Raw genomic sequence first — 22,541 nt, forward strand, 5'->3', positions numbered from 1 at the left:
ATGCAGCCCGTCGCGGGTCAAGCCGCTCCCACAAGGCTGATGGAGTTCCTGTGGGAGCGGGCTTGCCCCGCGATGCGGCCAATGATCACTTCTTGTCTTTCTTGAACGCCGCCTCCAGCGCCTCGTTGATGGTGCGCAGCACCTTCACTCGCGCCCAACGCTTGTCATTGGCCTCCACCAGCGTCCAGGGCGCCACTTCGGTGCTGGTGCGGTCGACCATGTCGCCCACCGCCTCGGAGTACGCGTCCCACTTGTCGCGGTTGCGCCAGTCTTCCTCGGTGATCTTGAAGCGCTTGAACGGTATCTGCTCGCGCTCCTGAAAACGCTCAAGCTGGGTCTGCTCGTCGATCGACAGCCAGAACTTGACCACCACCACGCCAGCGTCGTGCAGTTGCTCCTCGAAATCGTTGATCTCGCCATAGGCGCGCATCCAGTCGGCCTGGCTGCAAAAGCCCTCGATACGCTCCACCAGCACCCGCCCGTACCACGAGCGGTCGAACACCGTGAACTTGCCGCGCGCCGGAATGTGCCGCCAGAACCGCCACAGGTAGGGCTGTGCCCGCTCCTCCTCGGTAGGGGCGGCAATCGGTACGATGCGGTACTGACGCGGGTCCAGCGCGGCGGCCACGCGCCGAATGGCACCGCCCTTGCCCGCCGCGTCGTTGCCCTCGAACACCGCCACCAGCGCGTGGCGACGCATGCGCTTGTCACGCAGCAGGCCCGCCAGACGGGCCTGCTCGACAATCAGCTGCTCCTGGTAGTCGTTCTTGTCCAGACGCAGGGTCATGTCCAGGCTGCCCAGCAGGCTGCGTCCGTCGATGGATTCGCCCAGCGGCGCGATGTTGGTCTGGCGTCCCAGGGCCTTGGCCTTCAAGGCGTTCTGCAGGCCCTCGAGCAGGATCTTGCCCACGGCCAGGCTGCGGTAGTTCGGGTCCACGCCCTCGATGATGTGCCAGGGTGCATAGTCACGGCTGGTGCGGCGCAGCACCCGTTCGCCGAAGCGCACGAACCGGTCATAGGTCTGCGATTGCTGCCAATCCAGCGGGCTGATCTTCCAGCTGTGCAGCGGGTCATCCTTGAGCGACTTGAGCCGCGCCTTCATCTGCTTCTTGGACAGGTGAAACCAGAACTTGAAGATCAGCGCGCCTTCGTCGCACAGCATCTTTTCCAGCCGTTCGGCACCGTTGATGGCCTGGTCGAGCACCGCGTCCTTGAACTGGCCATGCACCCGCCCCTGCAGCATCTGGCTGTACCAGTTGCCGAAGAAGACGCCCATGCGCCCCTTGCTCGGCAAGGCCCGCCAGTAGCGCCAGGCCGGCGGCCGGGCCAGCTCCTCGTCGGTCTGCTGGTCGAAGGTGCGCACCTCGATCAGGCGCGGGTCCATCCACTCGTTGAGCAGCTTGACGGTTTCGCCCTTGCCGGCCCCCTCGATGCCATTGATCAGCACGATGACCGGAAAGCGAGACTGCTGCTTGAGCTCGAACTGGGCTTCGAGCAAGGCTTCACGCAACGCCGGCACTTCGGCGTCATAGGTTTCTTTGTCGATGGCGTGACCAATTTCGGCGGATTCGAACATACCAGGCTCCCTTCTTGGATAAGCAAGACTAGCGGATCACGCAGCCCTTTGTCGCAAGGCGATCGGCTAGAATGCACGCTTCGCTGTTGCCGAGCCGAACATGAACGACACCCCCGCCACCCCGACCCAGTACGCCCAGATCGAGTGGGATGAACAGGGCCGCCCGTATTCACGCCAGTACGACGACATCTATTTCTCCAAGGAGCAGAGCCTGGAGGAAACCCGTCATGTGTTCATCGAGCAGAACGACCTGCGCCAGCGCTTCGCCGCGATGGCCGACGGCAGTTGCCTGGTGATCGGGGAAACCGGCTTCGGCACCGGCCTGAACTTCTTCTGCGCCTGGCAGGTGTTCGCCGACTGTGCACCGGCCGGGGCACGCCTGCATTTCGTCAGCGTCGAAAAATACCCCCTCAGCCATGCCGACCTGGCCAAGGCCCTGGCCCTGTGGCCGGAGCTGACGCCGTTCAGCCAGCCACTGCTGGCGCAGTACGTGGCGGTGCACGAAGGTTTCCAGCAGTTCGTCTTCGACCAGGGTCGGGTGACCCTGACCCTGATGATCGGCGATGCGCGGGAACAGCTGCCGCAGTTGGACGCCCCCATCGACGCCTGGTTTCTCGATGGCTTTGCCCCGGCCAAGAACCCCGACATGTGGACCCCCGAGCTGTTCGCCCAGCTCGGACGCCTGTCGGCGCCGGGTGCCACCCTTGGCACCTTCACCAGCACCGGCTGGGTGCGTCGCGGGCTGATTGCGGTGGGCTTCAAGATGAAGCGCATTCCGGGTATCGGCAAAAAATGGGAAGTGCTGCGCGGCGCATTCACCGGCTGGCCCGCCGAGCAAGCGCCGCTCGCGCCGGTTGCCCCATGGTTCGCGCGCCCCGCGCCGCTGGCCGGCCCCCGCGAGGCGCTGGTGATCGGCGCCGGCCTGGCCGGTTGCGCCACCGCCGCCAGCCTGGCGGCGCGCGGCTGGCAGGTACGCCTGCTGGAGCGCCACGCCGCCCCTGCCGGTGAAGCCTCGGGCAACCCCCAGGGCGTGCTGTACCTGAAGCTGTCGGCCCACGGCACCGCACTGTCGCGGCTGATCGTCGCCGGCTTCGGCTACACCCGCCGCCTGCTCGAACAGTTGCAGCGCGGCACCGACTGGGACGCCTGCGGGGTGCTGCAACTGGCCTTCGACGACAAGGAAGACCAGCGCCAGATCAAGCTCGACCAGGCGTTCAGCGACACCCTGCTGCAGCGCCTCGACCAGCCGCAGGCCGAAGCCGTGGCCGGGGTCGGCCTGCCCAGTGGCGGTCTGTACTACCCCGAGGGCGGCTGGGTGCATCCGCCCGCGCTGTGCCAATGGCAGGCCGGGCAACCGAACATCACCCTGCTGCCCCACCATGACGTGGTACAGCTGCGCAAGGTCGACGGCTTGTGGCAGGCATGGGACGGCGAGCGCCTGCTGGCCAGCGCGCCGCTGGTGGTGCTGGCCAGCGCAGCGGACATCCATCGTTTCGAGCCGTGCGCCGAGCTGCCGCTCAAGCGCATCCGCGGGCAGATCACCCGCCTGCCGGCCACCAACGCCAGCCGCGCGCTGGGCACCGTGGTGTGCGCGGACGGTTACGTCGCGCCGCCGCGCCTGGGCGAACACACCCTGGGGGCGAGCTTCGACTTCCACAGCACCGACCTCGCCCCCACCGCTGCCGAACATGCGAGCAACCTGGAGCTGCTGCGGGAAATCTCCGGCGACCTGGCAGAACGCCTTGGCGCTGCCGAGCTGGACCCGGCCAGCCTGCAGGGCCGCGCGGCGTTTCGCTGCACCAGCCCCGACTACCTGCCGATCGTCGGCCCGTTGGCCGACAAGGCGGCGTTCAACCAGGCGTATGCCGTGCTCGGCAAGGACGCGCGACAGCTGCCGGACACTCCGTGCCCCTGGCTGGAGGGCCTGTATGTGAACAGCGGCCATGGTTCGCGCGGCCTGATCACCGCGCCTCTGGCGGGTGAACTGATCGCCGCCTGGGTCGACAACGCACCCTTGCCGGTGCCGCGCGACGTGGCCGAGGCCTGCCACCCGAATCGTTTCATGTTGCGCGAACTGATACGCGGCAAGGGCAAGCAAGGCTGAAGGCTTATAACAGATTGATCTAAAACTCACAGGATCCGCACCGGTCAGTTCCTATGTGCCCGAATTCAGGGCACCTTCCCCAACGGAAAAACCGGTAAGGACTTATGTGCGGATTAGCTGGAGAGTTTCGTTTCACCCCTGTAGCCAACACACCACGCCCGGCGGACCTGGCCGCGGTCGAACGGATGACCCATCACCTGGCGCCCCGCGGCCCGGATGCCTGGGGCTTCCATAGCCAGGGGCCCATCGCCCTGGGCCATCGGCGCCTGAAGATCATGGACCTGTCCGACGGCTCGGCCCAGCCCATGATCGACAGCCAGCTGGGCCTGTCGCTGGCATTCAACGGCGCCATCTACAACTTCCCCGAGCTGCGCGCCGAACTCGAAAGCCTGGGCTATGCCTTCTACTCGGACGGCGACACCGAAGTGCTGCTCAAGGGCTACCACGCCTGGGGCGCCGATCTGCTGCAGCGCCTGAACGGCATGTTCGCCCTGGCGATCTGGGAACGTGACAGCCAGCAGCTGTTCCTCGCCCGCGACCGCCTGGGGGTCAAGCCGCTGTACCTGTCGCGCACCGGCGAACGCCTGCGCTTCGCATCGAGCCTGCCGGCCCTGCTCAAGGGCGGCGACATCAACCCGGTGCTCGACCCGGTGGCACTCAACCACTACCTGAACTTCCACGCCGTGGTGCCCGCCCCGCGGACCCTGCTGGCGAACATCGAAAAGCTGCCACCGGCCACCTGGATGCGTATCGACGCCCAGGGCCGCGCCGAGCAGCACGTGTGGTGGAACCTGCACTACGGCCCACGCACCGATGAACAGCACCTGACCCTGGAAGACTGGCGCGACCGCGTGCTCGACAGCACCCGCGAAGCCGTTGCAATCCGTCAGCGCGCGGCCGTGGATGTCGGCGTGCTGCTCTCGGGCGGCGTCGACTCCAGCCTGCTGGTCGGCCTGCTGCGCGAAGTCGGGGTCGAAGACCTGTCGACCTTCTCCATCGGCTTCGAAGATGCCGGCGGCGAACGTGGCGACGAGTTCCAGTATTCGGACCTGATCGCCAAGCACTACGGCACCCGCCACCACCAGTTGCGCATCGACGAGCGCGAAATCATCGAGCAACTGCCGGCCGCGTTCCGCGCCATGAGCGAGCCGATGGTCAGCCACGACTGCATCGCCTTCTACCTGCTCTCGCGGGAAGTGGCCAAGCACTGCAAGGTGGTGCAGAGCGGCCAGGGTGCCGACGAGCTGTTCGCCGGCTACCACTGGTACCCGCAGGTGGACGGCGCCAAGGACCCGTACGCGGCCTACCGCGAGGCCTTCTTCGACCGCAGCTACGACGAGTACCGCGACACCGTGCAGCCGGCCTGGCTGCTGGGCAATGACGCCGCCGGCGACTTCGTGCGCCAGCACTTCGCCCAGCCCGGCGCCAGCGCGGCAGTCGACAAGGCCCTGCGCCTGGACAGCACGGTGATGCTGGTCGACGACCCGGTCAAACGGGTCGACAACATGACCATGGCCTGGGGCCTGGAGGCTCGCACGCCGTTCCTCGACTACCGGCTGGTGGAGCTGTCGGCGCGGGTGCCGGCCCAGTTCAAGCTGCCCGATGGCGGCAAGCAGGTGCTCAAGGAAGCCGCGCGACTGGTCATCCCCAGTGAAGTCATCGACCGCAAGAAGGGCTACTTCCCGGTACCGGGCCTCAAGCATCTGCAAGGCGCCACCCTGGACTGGGTACGCGAGCTGCTGCTGGACCCGAGCCAGGACCGCGGCCTGTTCAACCCGGCCATGCTCGACCGCCTGCTCAGCGACCCGCATGGGCAACTGACGCCGCTGCGCGGCTCCAAGCTGTGGCAACTGGCCGCGCTGAACCTGTGGCTCAGCGAACAAGGAATCTGATCGATGAAAGCCCATGCCTCACCCTATGGCCAGCGCCTGCTGCGCGGCCAGGTGCCGTCCTATGAACGCCTGCAGGCGCAACTGGCCGGCGACGGCAGCGACCCGCACGACCAGCCGCGCTGGTTGCATTGCGGTTGGGGCCGGCTGCTGATCGGCCACACCTACCCCGACCCGGCCAGCCTGGCGGCGGCCCTGGCCAAGGAGCAGCCCGGCGAGCGCGATATCGCGCTGTACGTGGCCGCCCCCCAGCAGGTACTGGCCCAGGCGCCGCAACAGCTGTTTCTCGACCCCTCCGACACCTTGCGCCTGTGGTTCAGCGACTACCGCCAGGCGCAGCGAGTGTTTCGCGGCTTTCGTATCCGCCGCGCACAGAGCGACAGCGACTGGGCAGCCATCAACGAGCTGTACGTGGCCCGTGGCATGCTGCCGGTCGACCCGGCGCTGATCACTCCGCGCCACCAGGGCGGCCCGGTGTACTGGCTGGCCGAAGACGAGGACAACGGTGCGGTGATCGGCAGCGTGATGGGGCTGAATCATCAAAAGGCCTTCGACGACCCGGAGCACGGCAGCAGCCTGTGGTGCCTGGCCGTGGACCCCAACTGCACCCGGCCCGGGGTCGGCGAAGTACTGGTACGCCACCTGATCGAACACTTCATGAGCCGCGGGCTGAGCCACCTCGACCTGTCGGTGCTGCACGACAATCGCCAGGCCAAGCGGCTGTACGCCAAGCTGGGCTTTCGCACCCTGCCCACCTTCGCGGTCAAGCGCAAGAACGGCATCAACCAGCCGCTGTTCCTGGGGCCGGGGCCGGAGGCCGGGCTCAACCCCTATGCGCGGATCATCGTCGAGGAAGCCTACAAGCGCGGGATCGATGTGCAGGTGGACGATGCCACCGCCGGGCTGTTCACCCTCAACCACGGCGGACGCCGGGTGCGCTGCCGCGAGTCGCTCAGCGACCTGACCACCGCCGTGAGCATGACCCTGTGCCAGGACAAGAGCCTGACCCACAAGGTGCTCGAAGCCGCCGGCCTGAGCCTGCCGGCGCAACAGCTGGCGGGCAACGCCGCCGACAACCTGGCCTTTCTGGAAGACCACGGCGCGGTGGTGGTCAAGCCGCTGGATGGCGAACAGGGCAACGGCGTGGCGGTCAACCTGACCTGCCTGCAAGACCTGGACGCCGCCATCGAGCACGCGCGCCAATACGACAGCCGCGTGCTGCTGGAAAGCTTTCATGAAGGGCTGGACCTGCGCATCGTGGTCATCGGCTACGAGGTGGTGGCCGCCGCGATTCGTCACCCGGCCTCGATCGTCGGCGACGGCCAGCACGCCATCGGTGCGCTGATCGAAGCCCAGAGCCGCAGGCGCCAGGCCGCCACTGGTGGCGAAAGCAAGATCCCGCTCGACGCCGAGACCCAGCGCACCCTGCACGCCGCCGGGGTCGACTACGACACCATTCTGCCCGCCGGCCAGCGCCTGGCCGTGCGGCGTACCGCCAACCTGCACACCGGCGGCTGCCTGGAAGACGTCACCGCACGCCTGCACCCGACCCTGGTGGATGCCGCCGTGCGGGCCGCCCGCGCCCTGGACATTCCGGTGGTCGGCCTGGACCTGATGGTCAAGGCCGCCGACCAGCCCGACTACGTGTTCATCGAAGCCAATGAACGGGTGGGCCTGGCCAACCACGAACCCCAACCCACTGCCGAACGCTTCGTCGACCTGCTGTTCCCGCACAGCCGGCCGGTGCCGTGACAACGCCCCACGAGGAGTCCGCATGCCTGATCAATTGCCCGAACCGGACCTGACCTATCTGCAGAAGGTCCTGCTGGAAATGCTCGCCATCCCCAGCCCCACCGGCTTCACCGACACCATCGTGCGCTACGTGGCCGAGCGCCTGGAAGAACTGGGTATCCCCTTCGAGCTGACCCGGCGCGGCACCATCCGCGCCACCCTCAAGGGCCGCAAGAGCTCGCCCGACCGCGCCGTTTCGGCACACCTGGACACCATCGGCGCCAGCGTGCGCACCTTGCAGGACAACGGCCGCCTGGGCCTGGCCCCGGTCGGCTGCTGGTCGAGCCGTTTCGCCGAGGGCAGCCGGGTCAGCGTGTTCACCGACACCGGCGTGTTTCGCGGCAGCGTGCTGCCGCTGATGGCCAGCGGGCACGCCTTCAATACCGCGGTCGACCAGATGCCGGTGAGCTGGGAGCACGTCGAGCTGCGCCTGGATGCCTACTGCACCACCCGCGCCGACTGTGAAACCCTGGGCATCGGCATCGGTGACTTCGTGGCCTTCGACCCGTTGCCCGAGTTCACCGAAAGCGGCCATATCAGCGCCCGTCACCTGGACGACAAGGCCGGCGTCGCGGCGCTGCTGGCCTCGCTCAAGGCCATCGTCGAAAGCGGCATCCAGCCACAGATCGACTGCCATCCGCTGTTCACCATCACCGAAGAGACCGGCTCGGGGGCCGCCGCCGCATTGCCGTGGGACGTCAGCGAATTCGTCGGCATCGACATCGCCCCGGTCGCCCCCGGCCAGCATTCCAGCGAACACGCGGTCAGCGTGGCCATGCAGGACTCCGCCGGCCCCTACGACTACCACTTGTCGCGCCACCTGCTGAGCCTGGGCCGCGAGCACAACCTGCCGGTGCGCCGCGACCTGTTCCGCTACTACTTCAGCGACGCGCATTCGGCGATCACCGCCGGGCATGACATCCGCACCGCGCTGCTGGCGTTCGGCTGCGACGCCACCCACGGCTACGAGCGCACCCATATCGACAGCCTGGCTGCCCTCAGCCGCCTGCTCAGCGCCTACCTGCTCAGCCCGCCGGTGTTCGCCAGCGATTCCAAGCCCACCGGCAGTTCGCTGGAAAGCTTCAGCCACCAGCTGGAACACGACGCACAAATGGAAAGTGATACCCGCGTACCGGCGGTGGACAGCCTGGTTGGTCAAAAAGGCTAGCCACATGCAGGCCACATGCAGGAAAGGTTTCGCGTAGCATGTGCGAAACCTTTCCTGATTCTGTAGCTTTTTTATGTTGATACCCTACGACCAGCTCGAAGCCGACACCCTCACCCGCCTGATCGAAGACTTCGTCACCCGCGACGGTACCGACAATGGCGACGACACCCCGCTGGAAACCCGTGTACTGCGCGTGCGCCAGGCGCTGGCCAAGGGGCAGGCGGTGATCCTGTTCGACCTGGACAGCCAGCAGTGCCAACTGCTCGCCAGGCATGAAGTGCCCCGCGAGCTGCTCGACGATCAGTGATCAGGCGCCCAGGCCGCCCTTGCCCAGTTGCTCGGCGATACGCCGATAGATTTCTGCACGGTGCACCTCCACATCGCGTGGTGCGCAGATGCCGAAACGCACCGTGTTGCCGTCTACCGACAGTACCTTGATCTTGATGTCGTCATCGATGGTAATGACCTCGCCGACTTCGCGCCCTATGACCAGCATTCTCCAATCCTCCACATCAGGGGAGAGTGAAGACTGAACCGGGTGCTGAAACGGTTCAACGCTCTGACAGGCAAATAGACAATTCCCACAACTTTGCGGGAATTTGCCTACAAGATCCTACCCGCTCAGCTGTTTTGCAGACGTGGTCCGATCACGATGATGGTGGCGCCGATCACGCACAGCAACGCACCGAGCCAGTCGCTGCCCATCGGCCGGGCACGCTCCACCACCGCCAGCCACAGCAGCGAAGTGACGATATAGATGCCGCCATAGGCGGCGTAGGCGCGCCCGGCGTAGGCCGCCTCGACGCGGGTCAGCAGCAGGCCGAACAGGGTCAGGCTGAGCAGCGCGGGGGCGATCCACCAGCCGCTCTTGCCCAGCCGCAGCCACATGTAGAAGGCATAACAGCCGGCGATCTCGAACACCGCCGCCAGAAAGAACCACACATAATTCATCACGTCCGCTGCTACCCGCGCAAAAGCGCCTAGCATACCGTAGCGAACAGCCTACGCCTGCGTCTGACGCCCCTTGGCACGCATTCGCACGGCCATCTCGGCCATTTCGTCATACAGCGCCTGCGGGTCGCGCTGCTTGAGCTGCCAGGCCAGGCGCCCCTGCTCGTGGGGCAGAATCATGAAGTCACCGCGCGCCACCCCCTCGTAGATGTAGCCGGCAATGTCGCTGGCACTGATCGGCGAGCTTTCCAGCAGTTTGCCCACCTGGGCCTTCATTGCCGGGGTGGGGCCGCGGAACGAATCCAGCAGGTTGGTCTGGAAGAACGACGGGCACACCACATGCACCGCCACCTGTTGCTGGCGCAGCTCCACCAGCAGGCTTTCGGACAGCGCCACCACCCCGGCCTTGGCCACGTTGTAGTTGCTCATGGCCGGCCCCTGCATCAGCGCCGCCATGGACGCGATGTTGATGATGCGGCCCTTGCTGCGTTCGAGCAGCGGCAGGAACGCCTTGCAGCCCTTGACCACGCCCATCAGGTTGATCGCGATCTGCCAGTCCCAGTCTTCCAGCGACAGCTCGGCAAAAAAACCGCCCGACGCCACCCCGGCGTTGTTGACGATCACATCGATGCCGCCGAGCTTTTCTTCGCAGGCCTGGGCCAGGGCGGTGAGCTGGCTGTAGTCGCGCACGTCGCAACGCTGGACGAAGCCCTCGCCGCCCGCCTCGCGCACCAGCGTGAGGGTCTGCTGCAGGCCGGCCTCGCCGATGTCGCTCAGGGCCAGTTGCCAACCCTCGCGGGCCCAGCGCAGGGCAATCTCGCGGCCAAGGCCGGACCCGGCGCCAGTGATCATCATGCGGTTTTGCATAGCCGGATGCCTTGTTCCTGAAGTTGAAGGCCAGTGTAGCGAAGGGTGCAGCGACGCCCACGCTGTATCAGGATGCTGAATGGCGCGGGCAAACACATATCGAACTAAACTTTTAGTTGCCTGTGGGAGTCCGATTTAACAGGCGGACATGAACGTCATGACCGAAGAGATGGATCGCAACTGCATACGCTGATTACCGTACTCAACAAAAGGACTCTGCCATGGGCACCATACTTATCATCATCCTGATTTTGCTGTTGATCGGTGGCTTACCCGTTTTCCCGCACTCCAGAAGTTGGGGCTACGGCCCGTCCGGCATCATTGGTACCGTGCTGATCATCCTGTTGATCCTGTTGTTGCTCGGCAAGATATAGAAACCCGGGGGTGCAATGGCCCCCACATAAAAAAACGGCCCGAAGGCCGTTTTTTTATTGCTCAGGACTCAGTGCGAAACAGCACCGCTTGCCCCCAGGCCGGTTTGCGACCGGACAAACTGCGGGAAGAACAGCGCACGCTCGTCATCCGCTGCCTTGGACTTGTCGGTAACCGAGAAGAACCAGATACCGGCAAAGGCAATCAGCATCGAGAACAGCGCCGGGTACTCATACGGGTAGATGGCTTTCTCGTGACCCAGGATCTGCACCCAGATGGTCGGACCGAGCACCATCAGGCCCACCGCACTTACCAGCCCCATCCAGCCGCCGATCATGGCGCCACGGGTGGTCAGCTTCTTCCAGTACATCGAAAGCAGCAGTACCGGGAAGTTGCAGCTGGCCGCGATCGAGAACGCCAGGCCGACCATGAACGCGATGTTCTGGCTTTCGAACAGGATACCCAGGCCGATGGCCAGCACACCCAGTGCGACGGTGGTGATCTTCGACACGCGGATCTCGTCCTTGTCGTTGACCTTGCCCTTGCGCCATACGCTGGCATACAGGTCATGGGACACCGCCGAGGCACCGGCCAGGGTCAGGCCGGCAACCACTGCCAGGATGGTGGCGAAGGCCACTGCCGAGATGAAGCCCAGGAAGATGCTGCCGCCCACGGCGTCGGCCAGGTGCACCGCAGCCATGTTGTTGCCGCCCAGCAAGGCGCCTGCTGCGTCCTTGAAGTCCGGGTTGGTGCTCACCAGCAGGATCGCGCCGAAGCCGATGATGAAGGTCAGGATGTAGAAGTAGCCGATGAAGCCGGTTGCATACAGCACGCTCTTGCGCGCTTCCTTGGCGTCGCTCACGGTGAAGAAGCGCATCAGGATGTGCGGCAGGCCAGCGGTACCGAACATCAGCGCCAGGCCCAGCGAGAACGCGGAGATCGGGTCTTTGACCAGGCCGCCCGGGCTCATGATCGCCTCACCCTTGGGGTGAACCTTGATCGCCTCGGAGAACAGCGCATTGAAGTCGAAGTTGACGTGCTTCATCACCATCAGCGCCATGAAGCTGGCACCGGACAGCAGCAGCACCGCCTTGATGATCTGTACCCAGGTGGTTGCGAGCATGCCGCCGAACAGCACGTACATGCACATCAGGATACCCACCAGGATGACCGCCACGTGGTAGTCCAGGCCGAACAGCAGCTGGATCAGCTTGCCGGCGCCGACCATCTGCGCGATCAGGTAGAACGCCACCACCACCAGCGAGCCGGAGGCTGACAGGGTGCGGATCTGCTTTTGCCCGAGGCGATACGAGGCCACGTCGGCAAAGGTGTACTTGCCCAGGTTGCGCAGGCGTTCGGCGATCAGGAACAGAATGATCGGCCAGCCCACCAGGAAGCCGATCGAGTAGATCAGGCCGTCGTAACCGGAGGTGTATACCAGTGCGGAAATACCCAGGAAGGAGGCTGCCGACATGTAGTCGCCGGCAATCGCCAGGCCGTTCTGGAAGCCCGTGATTCGCCCGCCTGCGGCGTAGTAGTCAGAGGCCGACTTGTTACGCTTTGAAGCCCAGTAGGTGATGCACAGGGTGGCACCGACGAAGGCGACGAACATCAGGATCGCCGAGACGTTCAGGGGTTGTTTGTGCACCTCGCCGGTCAGGGCGTCGGCGGCCCAGACGGCAGGCGCGAAAGCGCCAAAGGCCAGTGTTGCCAGTAGACGCCGGATCATTGCTGAGCCTCCTTCAGGATCGCGTTGTTCAGCTCGTCGAACTCACCATTGGCACGACGTACGTAGATGCCGGTCAGCACGAAAGCCGAAACGATCAGACCCACACCCAGCGGGATACCCCAGGTAATCGAGGAGCCGGGGCTGAGCTTGGCACCCAGAATCTGCGGGCCGTAGGCAATCAACAGGATAAAGGCGGCGTAGAGGCCGAGCATGATCGCCGAGAGAATCCAGGCGAAGCGTTCACGTTTTGAAACCAGCTCCTTGAACCGCGGGCTGTTTTGTATCGAGAGATAAATGCTGTCGTTCATTGTTTTTGTCCTCGCAGCACAGATTGGGTAGTACCACGCCACTTTATGCTGCCTTGGGACGCACTCCAGACGACCTTAGTCTTAGATGTAAAACTCTTTTACCGGCTACGTAACAGCCGCCCATGCAAAGGGCCGCGCGGTGGCAAAACACCGCGCGGCCCTGGAAGGTGCCAGATAGAGGCCTTAGGCCATTATTTTGCGGTCCACTCGGCGACCCGCTCGGGGTGCTTGGCGACCCACTCCTTCGCCGCAGCGTCCGGCTTTGCGCCTTCCTGAATGGCCAGCATGACTTCGCCGATCTCGTCCTTGGATTGCCACGAGAACTTCTTCAGGAACGCTGCGACTTCCGGCGCCTTCGTATCGAGTTCCTTGCTGCCGATGCTGTTGACCGTCTCGGCGGCGCCGTACACGCCTTTGGGGTCTTCGAGAAAGCGCAGCTTCCACTTGGCGAACATCCAGTGCGGCACCCAGCCGGTGACCACGATGGGCTGCTGCTTGGCGTAGGCGCGCCCCAGTTCAGAGGTCATGGCAGCGCCGGAGCTGGCCTGCAGCTTGTAGCCGGCAAGGTCGTAGTCCTTGATCGCCTGGTCGGTCTTGAGCATCACCCCGGACCCGGCGTCGATGCCGACGATCTTCTTCTTGAAGCCGGCATCGCTTCCGAGGTCGGCGATCGACTGCGCCTTGACGTATTCGGGCACGATCAGGCCAATCCTGGCGTCCTTGAAGTTGGGGCCGTAGTCGACCACGTTGTCCTTGTTCTTGGCCCAGTATTCGCCATGGGTCACCGGCAGCCAGGCCGACAGCATCGCATCGAGCTTTCCGGTGGCCACCCCCTGCCACATGATGCCGGTGGCCACCGGCATCAGCTTGACGTCATAACCGAGCTTCTGCTTGATCACCTCGGCCGCCACATGGGTGGTCGCCACGCTGTCGGACCACCCATCGACGTAGCCGATGCTTACTTCCTTGGCCATGGCCAGGCTGGTGCCCATGGCCAGTATCAGGGCAGTGCCCGCCCCCAGGAGTCGTCGCATTTTCATCAAAGCATCCCCTCGTCACGTCACGGAACCTGCATCATCAACCGCCACTGGCGGCCAACCTGCTCTGTCAGCGACGTCGAAACATCGAGAAACGACATCACAACGCCAGCCAGGCCCGCTACCGGCCGGCATTTGCAGGTAGTATTGGCGGCTTTGTTTCCTGACCGGTCCGCGCCATGCCCTCGACTGCCCGCTTCCCGCTGCTGCCCTACCTGTTTGCCTGCCTGCTTGGCCTGTTCGCGTTGGGCGGGCTCTGGTACGGGCTCGGCAAGCCGGTATCGCTGCCGGACGCCGCCAGCCCCACGCACAAGTTGCAATGCGTCTCCTACACGCCCTTCGACAAGGACCAGTCGCCGTTCGACCAGCCCTTCACCCTGCGTCCGGAGCGCGTGGAGGCTGACCTCGCCCTGCTTGCACAGCGCTTCGAATGCATCCGCACCTACTCGATGACGGGCCTGGAAGCGATCCCGCAGCTGGCGCGCAAGTACGGCCTGAAGGTGATGTTCGGGGCCTGGGTGAGTGCCGACCCGCTGGTCACGGCCAAGGAGATCAAGGCCCTGATCGCCACCGCCAATGCCAACCCGGACATCACCCGCGCCGTGATCGTGGGCAACGAGGTGCTGTTGCGCAAGGAAGTGACGGGCGATCACCTGGCCGATCTGATCCACCAGGTGAAAAGCCAGGTGCAGGTACCGGTGACCTACGCCGACGTGTGGGAGTTCTGGCTGCAGCACCCACAGATCGCGCCGCAGGTGGACTTCGTGACCATTCACCTGTTGCCCTACTGGGAAGATGATCCCAAGGGCATCGACGAAGCGCTGGCCCACGTTGGCGAGATCCGCCAGGTGTTCGGCAACCGCTTCGCGCCCAAGGACGTGATGATCGGCGAAACCGGCTGGCCCAGCGAAGGGCGCCAGCGCGAGACCGCCCTGCCCAGCCGGGTCAACGAAGCGCGCTTCATTCGCGGGTTCGTCGCCATGGCCGAGCAGAATGGCTGGCATTACAACCTGATCGAAGCCTTCGACCAGCCGTGGAAGCGCGCCAGCGAAGGCGCGGTGGGCGGTTACTGGGGGCTGTACGATGCCGACCGGCAGGACAAGGGCATAATCGAAGGCCCGGTGAGCAACCTGCCGTTCTGGCCGCAGTGGCTGGGCATCGGCGTGCTGCTGTTCGCCGCCACCCTGGCCCTGGCCGGGCCGGTGCGCGGCGTGCGTGGCGCCCTGGCGCTGCCCTTGCTGGCCGCACTGGGGGCCGCCAGCCTGGGGTTGTGGGGCGAGCTGGTACGGGTCAACAGCCGCTTCGTTGGCGAGTGGTTGTGGGCCGTGCTGCTGGCGGGGCTCAACCTGGTGGTACTGGCCCATGGCGCGCTGGCGCTGGCACAGCGCAGTGGCTGGCGTGAGCGCCTGTTCGCCTGGCTGCAGGCGCGTGCCGGCTGGTGGGTGATGGCGGCCGGCTTCGCTGCGGCGGTGAGCATGCTGGCGCTGGTGTTCGACCCGCGCTACCGCAGCTTCCCGAGCCCGGCGCTGGTGCTGCCGGCGGTGGTGTACCTGCTGCGACCGGTGCGGGTAGCGCGCGCCGAGGTGGCCTTGCTGACCTTCATCGTCGGCGCCGGGATTGCGCCGCAGCTGTTCATCGAGGGCTTGAGCAGCCAGCAGGCGCTGGTGTGGGCCCTGGTGAGCGCGCTGATGACCGCGGCGCTGTGGCGCTGCCTGCGGATCAGGCAGGGCTGAGCGTCGGCTCTTCGCCGGCAAGGCCGGCTCTGCAGGGAGGCGTTGAACCCGATAGGCGCCGGCCTTGCCGGCGAACGATACAGCGTAAGCCTCAGGCCGTGCGCCGCACCAGCCGCAACCCCGCCAGCACCAGCGCGAACGCCGCCAGGCTCACGGTGTACAGCGCCAGTGCCGGCAGCCCGAACACCAGGGACAGCACCGCCAGCCACCAGCCGGCCCGACGCGGCACCAGCGTCGCCACCACGGCCAACCCCAGGGCGACCCAGCCCAGCACCCGCAAGTGGATCATCAGGCCCAGCGTGGCGCGCAACTGGCACTCCCAGCTCACCTGGGGCGAGCTGCACACACCGACCCACCTGACATCCTCCATGAAGCCGTAGCGCACCCCATAGCAGGCCGCAGCCCACAGCGACAGGCACACAAGCAAGGCAATCAGCGGCAAACGGCGGGACATGACAACTCCGGAAACAGGAAAACGGCGCCCAGCATAATCCCCCACCGGGCCTGTGCAAGGCAAAAGCGGCGGCCTGAGCTACTTTTATCAGCAAAGAAACAAAACCCGCTGTTGCCCTGGCACTGGCCCGCACGGCAACATCGGGGACGGTAAATGCCGGGGCACAAGGCAACTTTGCCGATAGCACGAGTGTCCTAGCCTGCAGTACACACTTTGCCTTGCCTTTCCTGGGGATCCGTCATGCTTCGATCACTGCGCCTTGCTGCCCTGCTGGGTGGCCTCTTGATGAGTGCGGCCGCGTCTGCGGTGGATGTCGATGCGGCCACCTATGGCTACCCGCTGACCAATCCCTTCGAGGCGACGATCGCCTCCACACCGCCCGACCTGCGCCCCGAACTGCCGACCGACGATGACATCGATCAGTCCGACTACAGCCTCAACCTGCGCCCCGAACGCGAGTTCACTCTTCCGGACAACTTCTGGGCGGTCAAGAAGCTGCGCTATCGCCTGGCCCGACAGGACCACGAGGCGCCGCTGATCTTCCTGATCGCCGGTACCGGCGCGCCCTACACCAGCAGCCTCAACGAGTACCTCAAGCGCCTCTACTACAAGGCCGGCTACCACGTGGTGCAGCTCTCATCGCCCACCAGCTTCGACTTCATCAGCGCCGCCTCGCGCTTCGCCACCCCGGGCGTGAGCGCCGAAGACGCCGAAGACCTGTACCGGGTGATGCAGGGCGTGCGCGCCCAGCACCCGCGCCTGCCTGTCAGCGAGTACTACCTCACCGGCTACAGCCTCGGTGCCCTCGACGCAGCCTTCGTCAGCCACCTGGACGAAACCCGGCGCAGCTTCAACTTCAAGCGCGTGCTGCTGCTCAACCCGCCGGTCAACCTCTACACCTCGATCAGCAACCTCGACAAGCTGGTGCAGACCGAGGTCAAGGGCGTGAACAACAGCACCACCTTCTATGAACTGGTGCTGACCAAGCTCACCCGCTACTTCCAGCAAAAAGGCTACATCGACCTCAACGACGCGCTGCTCTACGACTTCCAGCAGTCGCGCCAGCACCTGAGCAACGAGCAGATGGCGATGCTGATAGGCACCTCGTTCCGCTTCTCGTCCGCCGATATCGCCTTTACCTCCGACCTGATCAACCGCCGCGGCCTGATCACCCCGCCCAAGTACCCGATCACCGAAGGCAGCAGCCTCACGCCGTTCTTCAAGCGTGCGCTGCAATGCGACTTCGACTGCTACCTGACCGAGCAGGTCATCCCCATGTGGCGCGCGCGCACCGATGGCGGCAGCCTGCTGCAGCTGATCGACCAGGTGAGCCTGTATGCCCTCAAGGACTACCTGCAAAACAGCCCGAAAATCGCCGTGATGCACAACGCCGACGATGTGATCCTGGGCCCCGGCGACATCGGCTTTCTGCGCAGCACCTTTGGCGACCGCCTGACCCTGTACCCGCATGGCGGGCACTGCGGCAATATCAACTACCGCGTCAACAGCGACGCGATGCTGGAGTTTTTCCGTGGTTAAAAAACTTCTGATCGTGACGGCGTTGCTCGCCGCAGGCCTGGTACAGGCCGATGAGATCCCGGCGCGAGCCAGCGTGATCGAAGCCGACGGCTTTACCGATCCGCTCAAGGAACTCAAGTTCAACCCCGGCCTGGACCAGCGCGAGTTCGAGCGTTCGACCCTGACCGCGCTGAACGTCTACGACCCGTTCGAGTCGGTGAACCGCCGGCTGTACCACTTCAACTACCGCTTCGACCAGTGGGTGTTCCTGCCGGTGGTCAATGGCTACCGCTACATCACCCCAAGCTTCGTGCGCACCGGGGTCAGCAACTTCTTCAGCAACCTGGGCGATGTGCCCAACCTGCTCAACAGCCTGCTGCAGTTCAAGGGCAAGCGCTCGATGGAGATCACCGCGCGCCTGCTGTTCAACACCACCCTGGGCGTCGCCGGCCTGTGGGACCCGGCGACCAAGATGGGGCTGCCGCACCAGAGCGAAGACTTCGGCCAGACCCTGGGCTTCTATGGCGTGCCGGACGGCCCGTACCTGATGCTGCCGATCCTGGGCCCGTCGAACCTGCGCGACACCGGCGGGCTGGTGGTGGACTACAGCGCCGAGAACTGGATCAACTTCCTCAACATGGCCGAGGTCAGCAGCGACAACCCGGAGGTCTGGGTACTGCGCGCCATCGACAAGCGCTATACCACCAGCTTTCGCTACGGCCAGCTGAACTCGCCGTTCGAGTATGAAAAGGTGCGCTACGTGTACACCGAGGCACGCCGCCTGCAGATCGCCGAGTAGCGCTCAGGGCCGGGGCAGCGGCAGGCCGAGAAAGCGGCATAGCTCGCCCTGCTTGGTCAGCGCGTCGCGCCGGCCCAGTTCGATCAGCTCGCTGCAATAGCCGGCTTCGAACAACAGGTAGCTGAGCACCCCGGCGCCGCTGGTCTTGGTCGCCCCCGGGCCGCGCAGGAACATGCGCAGCGCGGCGGGCAGTTCGCGCCGATGGCGGGCGGCGATCTCGTCCAGCGGCTGGCTGGGCGCAACCACCAGCACCTCCACCGGGGCCAGGCCCAGGCGCCGGGGCTGCACGTCGCTGGGCAGCAGGTGGCTCAGGTGGTTGAGCCGCTGCAACAGCTCAAGGTCGTCTTCCAGGCTGTCGATGAACGTGCTGTTGAGCAGGTGCCCGCCGATCTGCGCCAGGCTCGGCTGCTTGCCGCTGAACACCCGCTCGCGTGGATCACCCGGCGTCGGCCCCTGGGGGTTGCCGCTGACCCCCACCACCAGCACGCGGTTGGCGCCCAGGTGCAGCGCCGGGCTGATCGGCGCCGACTGGCGCACCGCACCGTCACCATAGAATTCGTGGCCCAGCCTGATCGGCGCAAACAGCAACGGGATGGCCGAACTGGCCAGCAGGTGCTCGACGCTCAGGCGGGTCGGCATGCCGATGCGTCGATGGCGCAGCCACGGGTCGATGGCGCCCTTGCCCTGGTAGAAGGTCACCGCCTGGCCCGACTCGTAGCCGAACGCGGTCACCGCCACCGCGCGCAGGTGCTGCTGGTCGATGGCATGGCCGATGCCGTCCAGGTCCAGGTGCTGGTTGAGCAGTTTGCGCAGCGGCGAGCTGTCGAGCAGCGCCACCGGTACCTGGGCCCCCAGGCCCAGCAGGCTGTGGCCGACGAAGCGGCTGGCCTGGCGGATCACCCCGGGCCAGTCGCTGCGCAGTACCTGGTGGCTGCGAAAGCCCTGCCAGAAGCCGGTGAGGCGGCGGATGGCGTCGGCAAAATGCATCGCACCGCTGGCCAGGGTCACCGCATTGATGGCCCCGGCCGAGGTGCCGACGATCACCGGGAACGGGTTGCCGGCGCCGGCGGGCAGCAGGTCGGCGATGCCGGCGAGCACGCCGACCTGGTAGGCGGCACGGGCGCCACCGCCCGAGAGGATCAGGCCGGTGACCGGTTGGGGGGCTGGCATGGGGTACTCCCTGAGATCCCTATCGACTGCATCGCGGGCCAAGCCCGCTCCCACAGGTTTGTGGCTACCCTTGTGGGAGCGGGCTTGACCCGCGATAGCCACCCCACGATTGTCCTAATACAGCTTGGGCGCCCCCGGCGGGCGCGACTTGAAGCGTCGGTGTGCCCACAGGTACTGCTCGGGGCATTCGCGCAGCACCGACTCGATCCACTGGTTGATGCGCAGGCAGTCGGCCTCTTCGCTCTCCCCCGGAAAATCCTGCAGCGGCGCATGGATCACCAGCCGGTAGCCACTGCCGTCCGCCAGGCGCTGCTGGGTGAACGGGATCACCCGCGCCCGCCCCAGGCGGGCGAACTTGGTGGTGGCGGTCACGGTAGCCGCCTCGATCCCGAACAGCGGCACGAACACGCTCTGCTTGGCGCCGTAGTCCTGGTCGGGCGCATACCAGATGGCGCGCCCCGAGCGCAGCAGCTTGAGCATGCCGCGCACGTCCTCGCGCTCCACGGCCAGCGAGTCGAGGTTGTGCCGCTCGCGCCCACGGCGCTGCACGAAGTCGAACAACGGGTTCTTGTGCTCGCGGTACATGCCATCGATGGTGTGTTCCTGGCCCAGCAGCGCCGCACCGATCTCCAGCGTGGTGAAGTGCAGGGCCATCAGGATGGCCCCCTGCCCGTCACGCTGCGCCGCCTGCAGGTGCTCCAGCCCCTCGATGTGCGCCAGGCGCGCCAACCGGGCCTTTGGCCACCACCAGCTCATGGCCATTTCGAAGAAGGCGATGCCGGTGGAGGCGAAGTTTTCCTTGAGCAGACGGGTTCGCTCGACAGACGGTAATTCGGGGAAACACAGTTCCAGGTTGCGCGCAGCAATGCGTCGACGGTCACCGGCAACACGGTACATCAGCGCGCCCAGCAGGCGGCCCAGCACCAGCAAAGCCCGGTAGGGCAGCTGCACGATCAGCCACAGCAGGGCCAGGCCCAGCCACAGCGGCCAGAAGCGTGGATGAAGAAAATAAAGGCGAAAACGCGGGCGATCCATTAAACATTCCGCAAAGACGATGGCCGGGCATTCTACAACGGTTCGCTGCGGGTTGCGGCTAACCGGCGTTCTCGTTATAAGTCTGAGCACTTTTTCGTAACAAGCTGCCTTATGCCAACCATGAGCCAAACCCAGACGCCAGACCAAGCCCCCGTGTTCCAGCTCAAGGGCAGCATGCTCGCCATCACGGTGCTCGAGCTTGCGCAGAACGACCTCGAAGGCCTCGATCGGCAACTGGCGGCCAAAGTCGCCCAGGCCCCCAACTTCTTCAGCAACACCCCGCTGGTGCTGGCGCTGGACAAGCTGCCGGCCGGCGAAGGCGCGGTCGACCTGCCCGGGCTAATGCGCGTATGCCGCCACCATGGCCTGCGCACCCTGGCCATTCGCGCCAGCCGTATCGAGGACATCGCCGCCGCCATTGCCATCGACCTGCCGGTGCTGCCGCCGTCCGGTGCCCGCGAACGTGCGCTGGAGCCTGCGGTGGAGGTGCCACCGGCGCCCAAGCCAGAGCCGGCCCCGGCCCCGCCGCCGGAGCCTGCGGTAAAACCGACAAAAATCATCACCTCGCCGGTGCGTGGCGGCCAACAGATCTATGCTCAGGGCGGCGACCTGGTGGTACTGGCTTCGGTCAGCCCCGGTGCGGAACTTCTGGCCGATGGCAACATCCATGTTTACGGCGCGATGCGCGGTCGCGCCCTCGCCGGTATCAAGGGCAACACCAGGGCACGTATTTTCTGCCAGCAGCTGACCGCCGAAATGGTCTCGATCGCCGGGCAGTACAAGGTGGCCGAAGACCTGCGTCGCGACCCGTTGTGGGGGGCCAACGTGCAGGTCAGCCTGTCCGGTGACGTGTTGAACATCACCCGTCTTTAACGGATACTTGCCGCCATTTTCAGCGCAACTTTTCCATATGTTGCCGGTTTGGATATTTCTGGGACCTCAACGTCCTTTTTCTTTAGGGGTGATACACCTTGGCCAAGATTCTAGTGGTTACATCCGGCAAGGGTGGTGTGGGTAAGACCACCACCAGCGCCGCTATCGGTACCGGCCTCGCACTGCGCGGCCACAAGACGGTCATCGTCGACTTCGACGTCGGCCTGCGTAACCTCGATCTGATCATGGGCTGCGAACGCCGCGTGGTGTACGACTTCGTCAACGTGGTCAACGGCGAAGCCAACCTGCAGCAGGCCCTGATCAAGGACAAGCGCCTCGAGAACCTGTACGTGCTGGCCGCCAGCCAGACCCGTGACAAGGATGCCCTCACGCTCGAAGGCGTGGAGCGGGTCCTGATGGAGCTCAAGGAGCAATTCGAATACGTGGTCTGCGACTCGCCGGCCGGTATCGAGAAAGGCGCCCACCTGGCCATGTACTTCGCCGACGAAGCCATCGTGGTGACCAACCCGGAAGTCTCCTCGGTACGTGACTCGGACCGCATGCTGGGCCTGCTGGCCAGCAAGTCGCGCCGTTCCGAACGCAACGAAGACCCGATCAAGGAACACCTGCTGATCACCCGCTACCATCCAGAGCGCGTGAGCAAGGGCGAAATGCTCGGTGTCGAGGACGTCAAGGAAATCCTCGCCGTCGCGCTGCTGGGCGTGATCCCCGAATCCCAGGCGGTGCTCAAGGCATCCAACCAGGGTGTGCCGGTGATCCTCGACGACCAGAGCGATGCCGGCCAGGCCTACAGCGACACCGTCGACCGCCTGCTGGGCAAAACCGTGGAACACCGGTTCCTCGATGTACAGAAGAAGGGATTCTTCGAGCGCCTGTTTGGAGGCAACTGACCAATGAACCTTTTTGACTTCTTTCGTGCCAACAAAAAAGTAAGCACCGCGTCGGTCGCGAAAGAGCGTCTACAGATCATCGTGGCGCACGAGCGCGGCCAGCGCAGTACTCCGGACTACCTGCCAGCCTTGCAGAAGGAACTGGTCGAGGTGATCCGCAAGTACGTCAACATCGGCTCGGATGATGTGCACGTCGCTCTGGAGAACCAGGGCAGCTGCTCCATCCTGGAACTCAATATCACCCTGCCCGATCGTT

At 65.1% G+C, this 22,541-nt stretch carries 22 protein-coding genes; 12 read left to right on the forward strand and 10 right to left on the reverse strand.

All coding sequences use genetic code 11. The features are described 5' to 3' along the window. Window positions 1-85: 85 nt before the first annotated feature. Window positions 86-1,576, reverse strand: coding sequence for a polyphosphate:AMP phosphotransferase (pap, locus tag FW760_RS20405; RefSeq protein WP_088514041.1), 1,491 nt, complete (start codon window positions 1,574-1,576; stop codon window positions 86-88). 100 nt (window positions 1,577-1,676) lie between these two features. Here pap and mnmC point away from each other — a divergent pair, with 100 nt between their 5' ends. From mnmC to FW760_RS20430, 5 genes are all read left to right on the forward strand, one after another. After that, on the forward strand, window positions 1,677-3,680 hold the full coding sequence (mnmC, locus tag FW760_RS20410; RefSeq protein ID WP_116055190.1) for a bifunctional tRNA (5-methylaminomethyl-2-thiouridine)(34)-methyltransferase MnmD/FAD-dependent 5-carboxymethylaminomethyl-2-thiouridine(34) oxidoreductase MnmC: 2,004 nt from the start codon (window positions 1,677-1,679) through the stop codon (window positions 3,678-3,680). 104 nt (window positions 3,681-3,784) lie between these two features. Then, window positions 3,785-5,572 (forward strand): N-acetylglutaminylglutamine amidotransferase, encoded by a 1,788-nt coding sequence (locus FW760_RS20415; RefSeq protein WP_088514039.1) that lies wholly within the window; start codon window positions 3,785-3,787, stop codon window positions 5,570-5,572. Between the two features lie 3 nt (window positions 5,573-5,575). Further along, complete coding sequence (gene ngg / locus FW760_RS20420; RefSeq protein ID WP_058541030.1) at window positions 5,576-7,321, forward strand: N-acetylglutaminylglutamine synthetase; 1,746 nt, start codon at window positions 5,576-5,578, stop codon at window positions 7,319-7,321. Between the two features lie 22 nt (window positions 7,322-7,343). Then, on the forward strand, window positions 7,344-8,528 hold the full coding sequence (locus FW760_RS20425) for an osmoprotectant NAGGN system M42 family peptidase (protein WP_043862659.1): 1,185 nt from the start codon (window positions 7,344-7,346) through the stop codon (window positions 8,526-8,528). Between the two features lie 73 nt (window positions 8,529-8,601). After that, a complete protein-coding gene (locus FW760_RS20430) occupies window positions 8,602-8,835 on the forward strand; it encodes a YheU family protein (protein ID WP_043862658.1) in 234 nt (77 codons plus the stop codon). On the opposite strand, the gene csrA is transcribed toward FW760_RS20430, so the two are convergent. The 3 genes from csrA to FW760_RS20445 all read right to left on the reverse strand — a co-directional run bounded on the left by csrA (window position 8,836) and on the right by FW760_RS20445 (window position 10,346). After that, window positions 8,836-9,024, reverse strand: a complete 189-nt coding sequence (csrA, locus tag FW760_RS20435) for a carbon storage regulator CsrA (RefSeq protein ID WP_043862657.1) — start codon at window positions 9,022-9,024, stop codon at window positions 8,836-8,838. It lies immediately after the preceding gene. 125 nt (window positions 9,025-9,149) lie between these two features. Then, window positions 9,150-9,482, reverse strand: a complete 333-nt coding sequence (locus tag FW760_RS20440; protein WP_054915866.1) for a YnfA family protein — start codon at window positions 9,480-9,482, stop codon at window positions 9,150-9,152. A gap of 48 nt (window positions 9,483-9,530) precedes the next feature. Further along, entirely contained in the window at window positions 9,531-10,346 is an 816-nt protein-coding gene (locus FW760_RS20445) for an SDR family oxidoreductase (RefSeq protein ID WP_054915867.1), read from the reverse strand. A gap of 221 nt (window positions 10,347-10,567) precedes the next feature. Here FW760_RS20445 and FW760_RS20450 point away from each other — a divergent pair, with 221 nt between their 5' ends. Continuing rightward, window positions 10,568-10,720, forward strand: coding sequence for a DUF3309 family protein (locus FW760_RS20450; RefSeq protein ID WP_010224169.1), 153 nt, complete (start codon window positions 10,568-10,570; stop codon window positions 10,718-10,720). Between the two features lie 68 nt (window positions 10,721-10,788). On the opposite strand, the gene FW760_RS20455 is transcribed toward FW760_RS20450, so the two are convergent. The 3 genes from FW760_RS20455 to FW760_RS20465 form a co-directional block, all read right to left on the reverse strand. Continuing rightward, window positions 10,789-12,447, reverse strand: a complete 1,659-nt coding sequence (locus FW760_RS20455) for a cation acetate symporter (RefSeq protein WP_043862654.1) — start codon at window positions 12,445-12,447, stop codon at window positions 10,789-10,791. Then, window positions 12,444-12,755 (reverse strand): DUF485 domain-containing protein, encoded by a 312-nt coding sequence (locus FW760_RS20460; RefSeq protein ID WP_043862653.1) that lies wholly within the window; start codon window positions 12,753-12,755, stop codon window positions 12,444-12,446. Before FW760_RS20460 ends, FW760_RS20455 begins: the two co-directional genes overlap by 4 nt. A 191-nt stretch (window positions 12,756-12,946) precedes the next feature. Continuing rightward, entirely contained in the window at window positions 12,947-13,795 is an 849-nt protein-coding gene (locus FW760_RS20465; RefSeq protein ID WP_054915868.1) for a glycine betaine ABC transporter substrate-binding protein, read from the reverse strand. A 176-nt stretch (window positions 13,796-13,971) separates the two neighbouring features. On the opposite strand from FW760_RS20465, the gene FW760_RS20470 reads away from it, so the two are divergent. Beyond that, window positions 13,972-15,525, forward strand: coding sequence for a glycoside hydrolase family 17 protein (locus tag FW760_RS20470; RefSeq protein ID WP_446443933.1), 1,554 nt, complete (start codon window positions 13,972-13,974; stop codon window positions 15,523-15,525). Between the two features lie 91 nt (window positions 15,526-15,616). On the opposite strand, the gene FW760_RS20475 is transcribed toward FW760_RS20470, so the two are convergent. Continuing rightward, window positions 15,617-15,979 carry a hypothetical protein gene (locus tag FW760_RS20475; RefSeq protein ID WP_043862650.1) on the reverse strand — a complete coding sequence of 121 codons (363 nt, stop codon included), beginning with the start codon at window positions 15,977-15,979 and terminating at the stop codon, window positions 15,617-15,619. 240 nt (window positions 15,980-16,219) lie between these two features. Here FW760_RS20475 and FW760_RS20480 point away from each other — a divergent pair, with 240 nt between their 5' ends. Continuing rightward, on the forward strand, window positions 16,220-17,518 hold the full coding sequence (locus tag FW760_RS20480) for a serine/threonine protein kinase (protein WP_043862649.1): 1,299 nt from the start codon (window positions 16,220-16,222) through the stop codon (window positions 17,516-17,518). Next, the gene (locus FW760_RS20485) at window positions 17,511-18,296 is read left to right on the forward strand and encodes an MlaA family lipoprotein (RefSeq protein WP_054915870.1); all 786 of its coding nucleotides are present in this window, start codon (window positions 17,511-17,513) and stop codon (window positions 18,294-18,296) included. The genes FW760_RS20480 and FW760_RS20485 overlap by 8 nt, the downstream gene beginning before the upstream one ends. A gap of 3 nt (window positions 18,297-18,299) precedes the next feature. Here FW760_RS20485 and FW760_RS20490 read toward each other — a convergent pair whose 3' ends face one another. Both FW760_RS20490 and FW760_RS20495 read right to left on the reverse strand, forming a co-directional pair. Beyond that, window positions 18,300-19,466, reverse strand: coding sequence for a patatin-like phospholipase family protein (locus tag FW760_RS20490; protein WP_043862647.1), 1,167 nt, complete (start codon window positions 19,464-19,466; stop codon window positions 18,300-18,302). Window positions 19,467-19,580: 114 nt separating this feature from the next. Further along, window positions 19,581-20,501 (reverse strand): lipid A biosynthesis lauroyl acyltransferase, encoded by a 921-nt coding sequence (locus FW760_RS20495; protein WP_043862646.1) that lies wholly within the window; start codon window positions 20,499-20,501, stop codon window positions 19,581-19,583. Between the two features lie 120 nt (window positions 20,502-20,621). Between FW760_RS20495 and minC the strand changes: the two genes are divergently transcribed. The 3 genes from minC to minE all read left to right on the forward strand — a co-directional run. Next, complete coding sequence (gene minC / locus FW760_RS20500; protein ID WP_370409160.1) at window positions 20,622-21,374, forward strand: septum site-determining protein MinC; 753 nt, start codon at window positions 20,622-20,624, stop codon at window positions 21,372-21,374. Between the two features lie 98 nt (window positions 21,375-21,472). Continuing rightward, complete coding sequence (gene minD, locus FW760_RS20505; protein WP_043862644.1) at window positions 21,473-22,285, forward strand: septum site-determining protein MinD; 813 nt, start codon at window positions 21,473-21,475, stop codon at window positions 22,283-22,285. Between the two features lie 3 nt (window positions 22,286-22,288). After that, the coding region (minE, locus tag FW760_RS20510) for a cell division topological specificity factor MinE (RefSeq protein ID WP_019693048.1) at window positions 22,289-22,541 on the forward strand (253 nt) is incomplete at its 3' end.

It is taken from the genome of Pseudomonas sp. 1176_21, assembly GCF_052850635.1.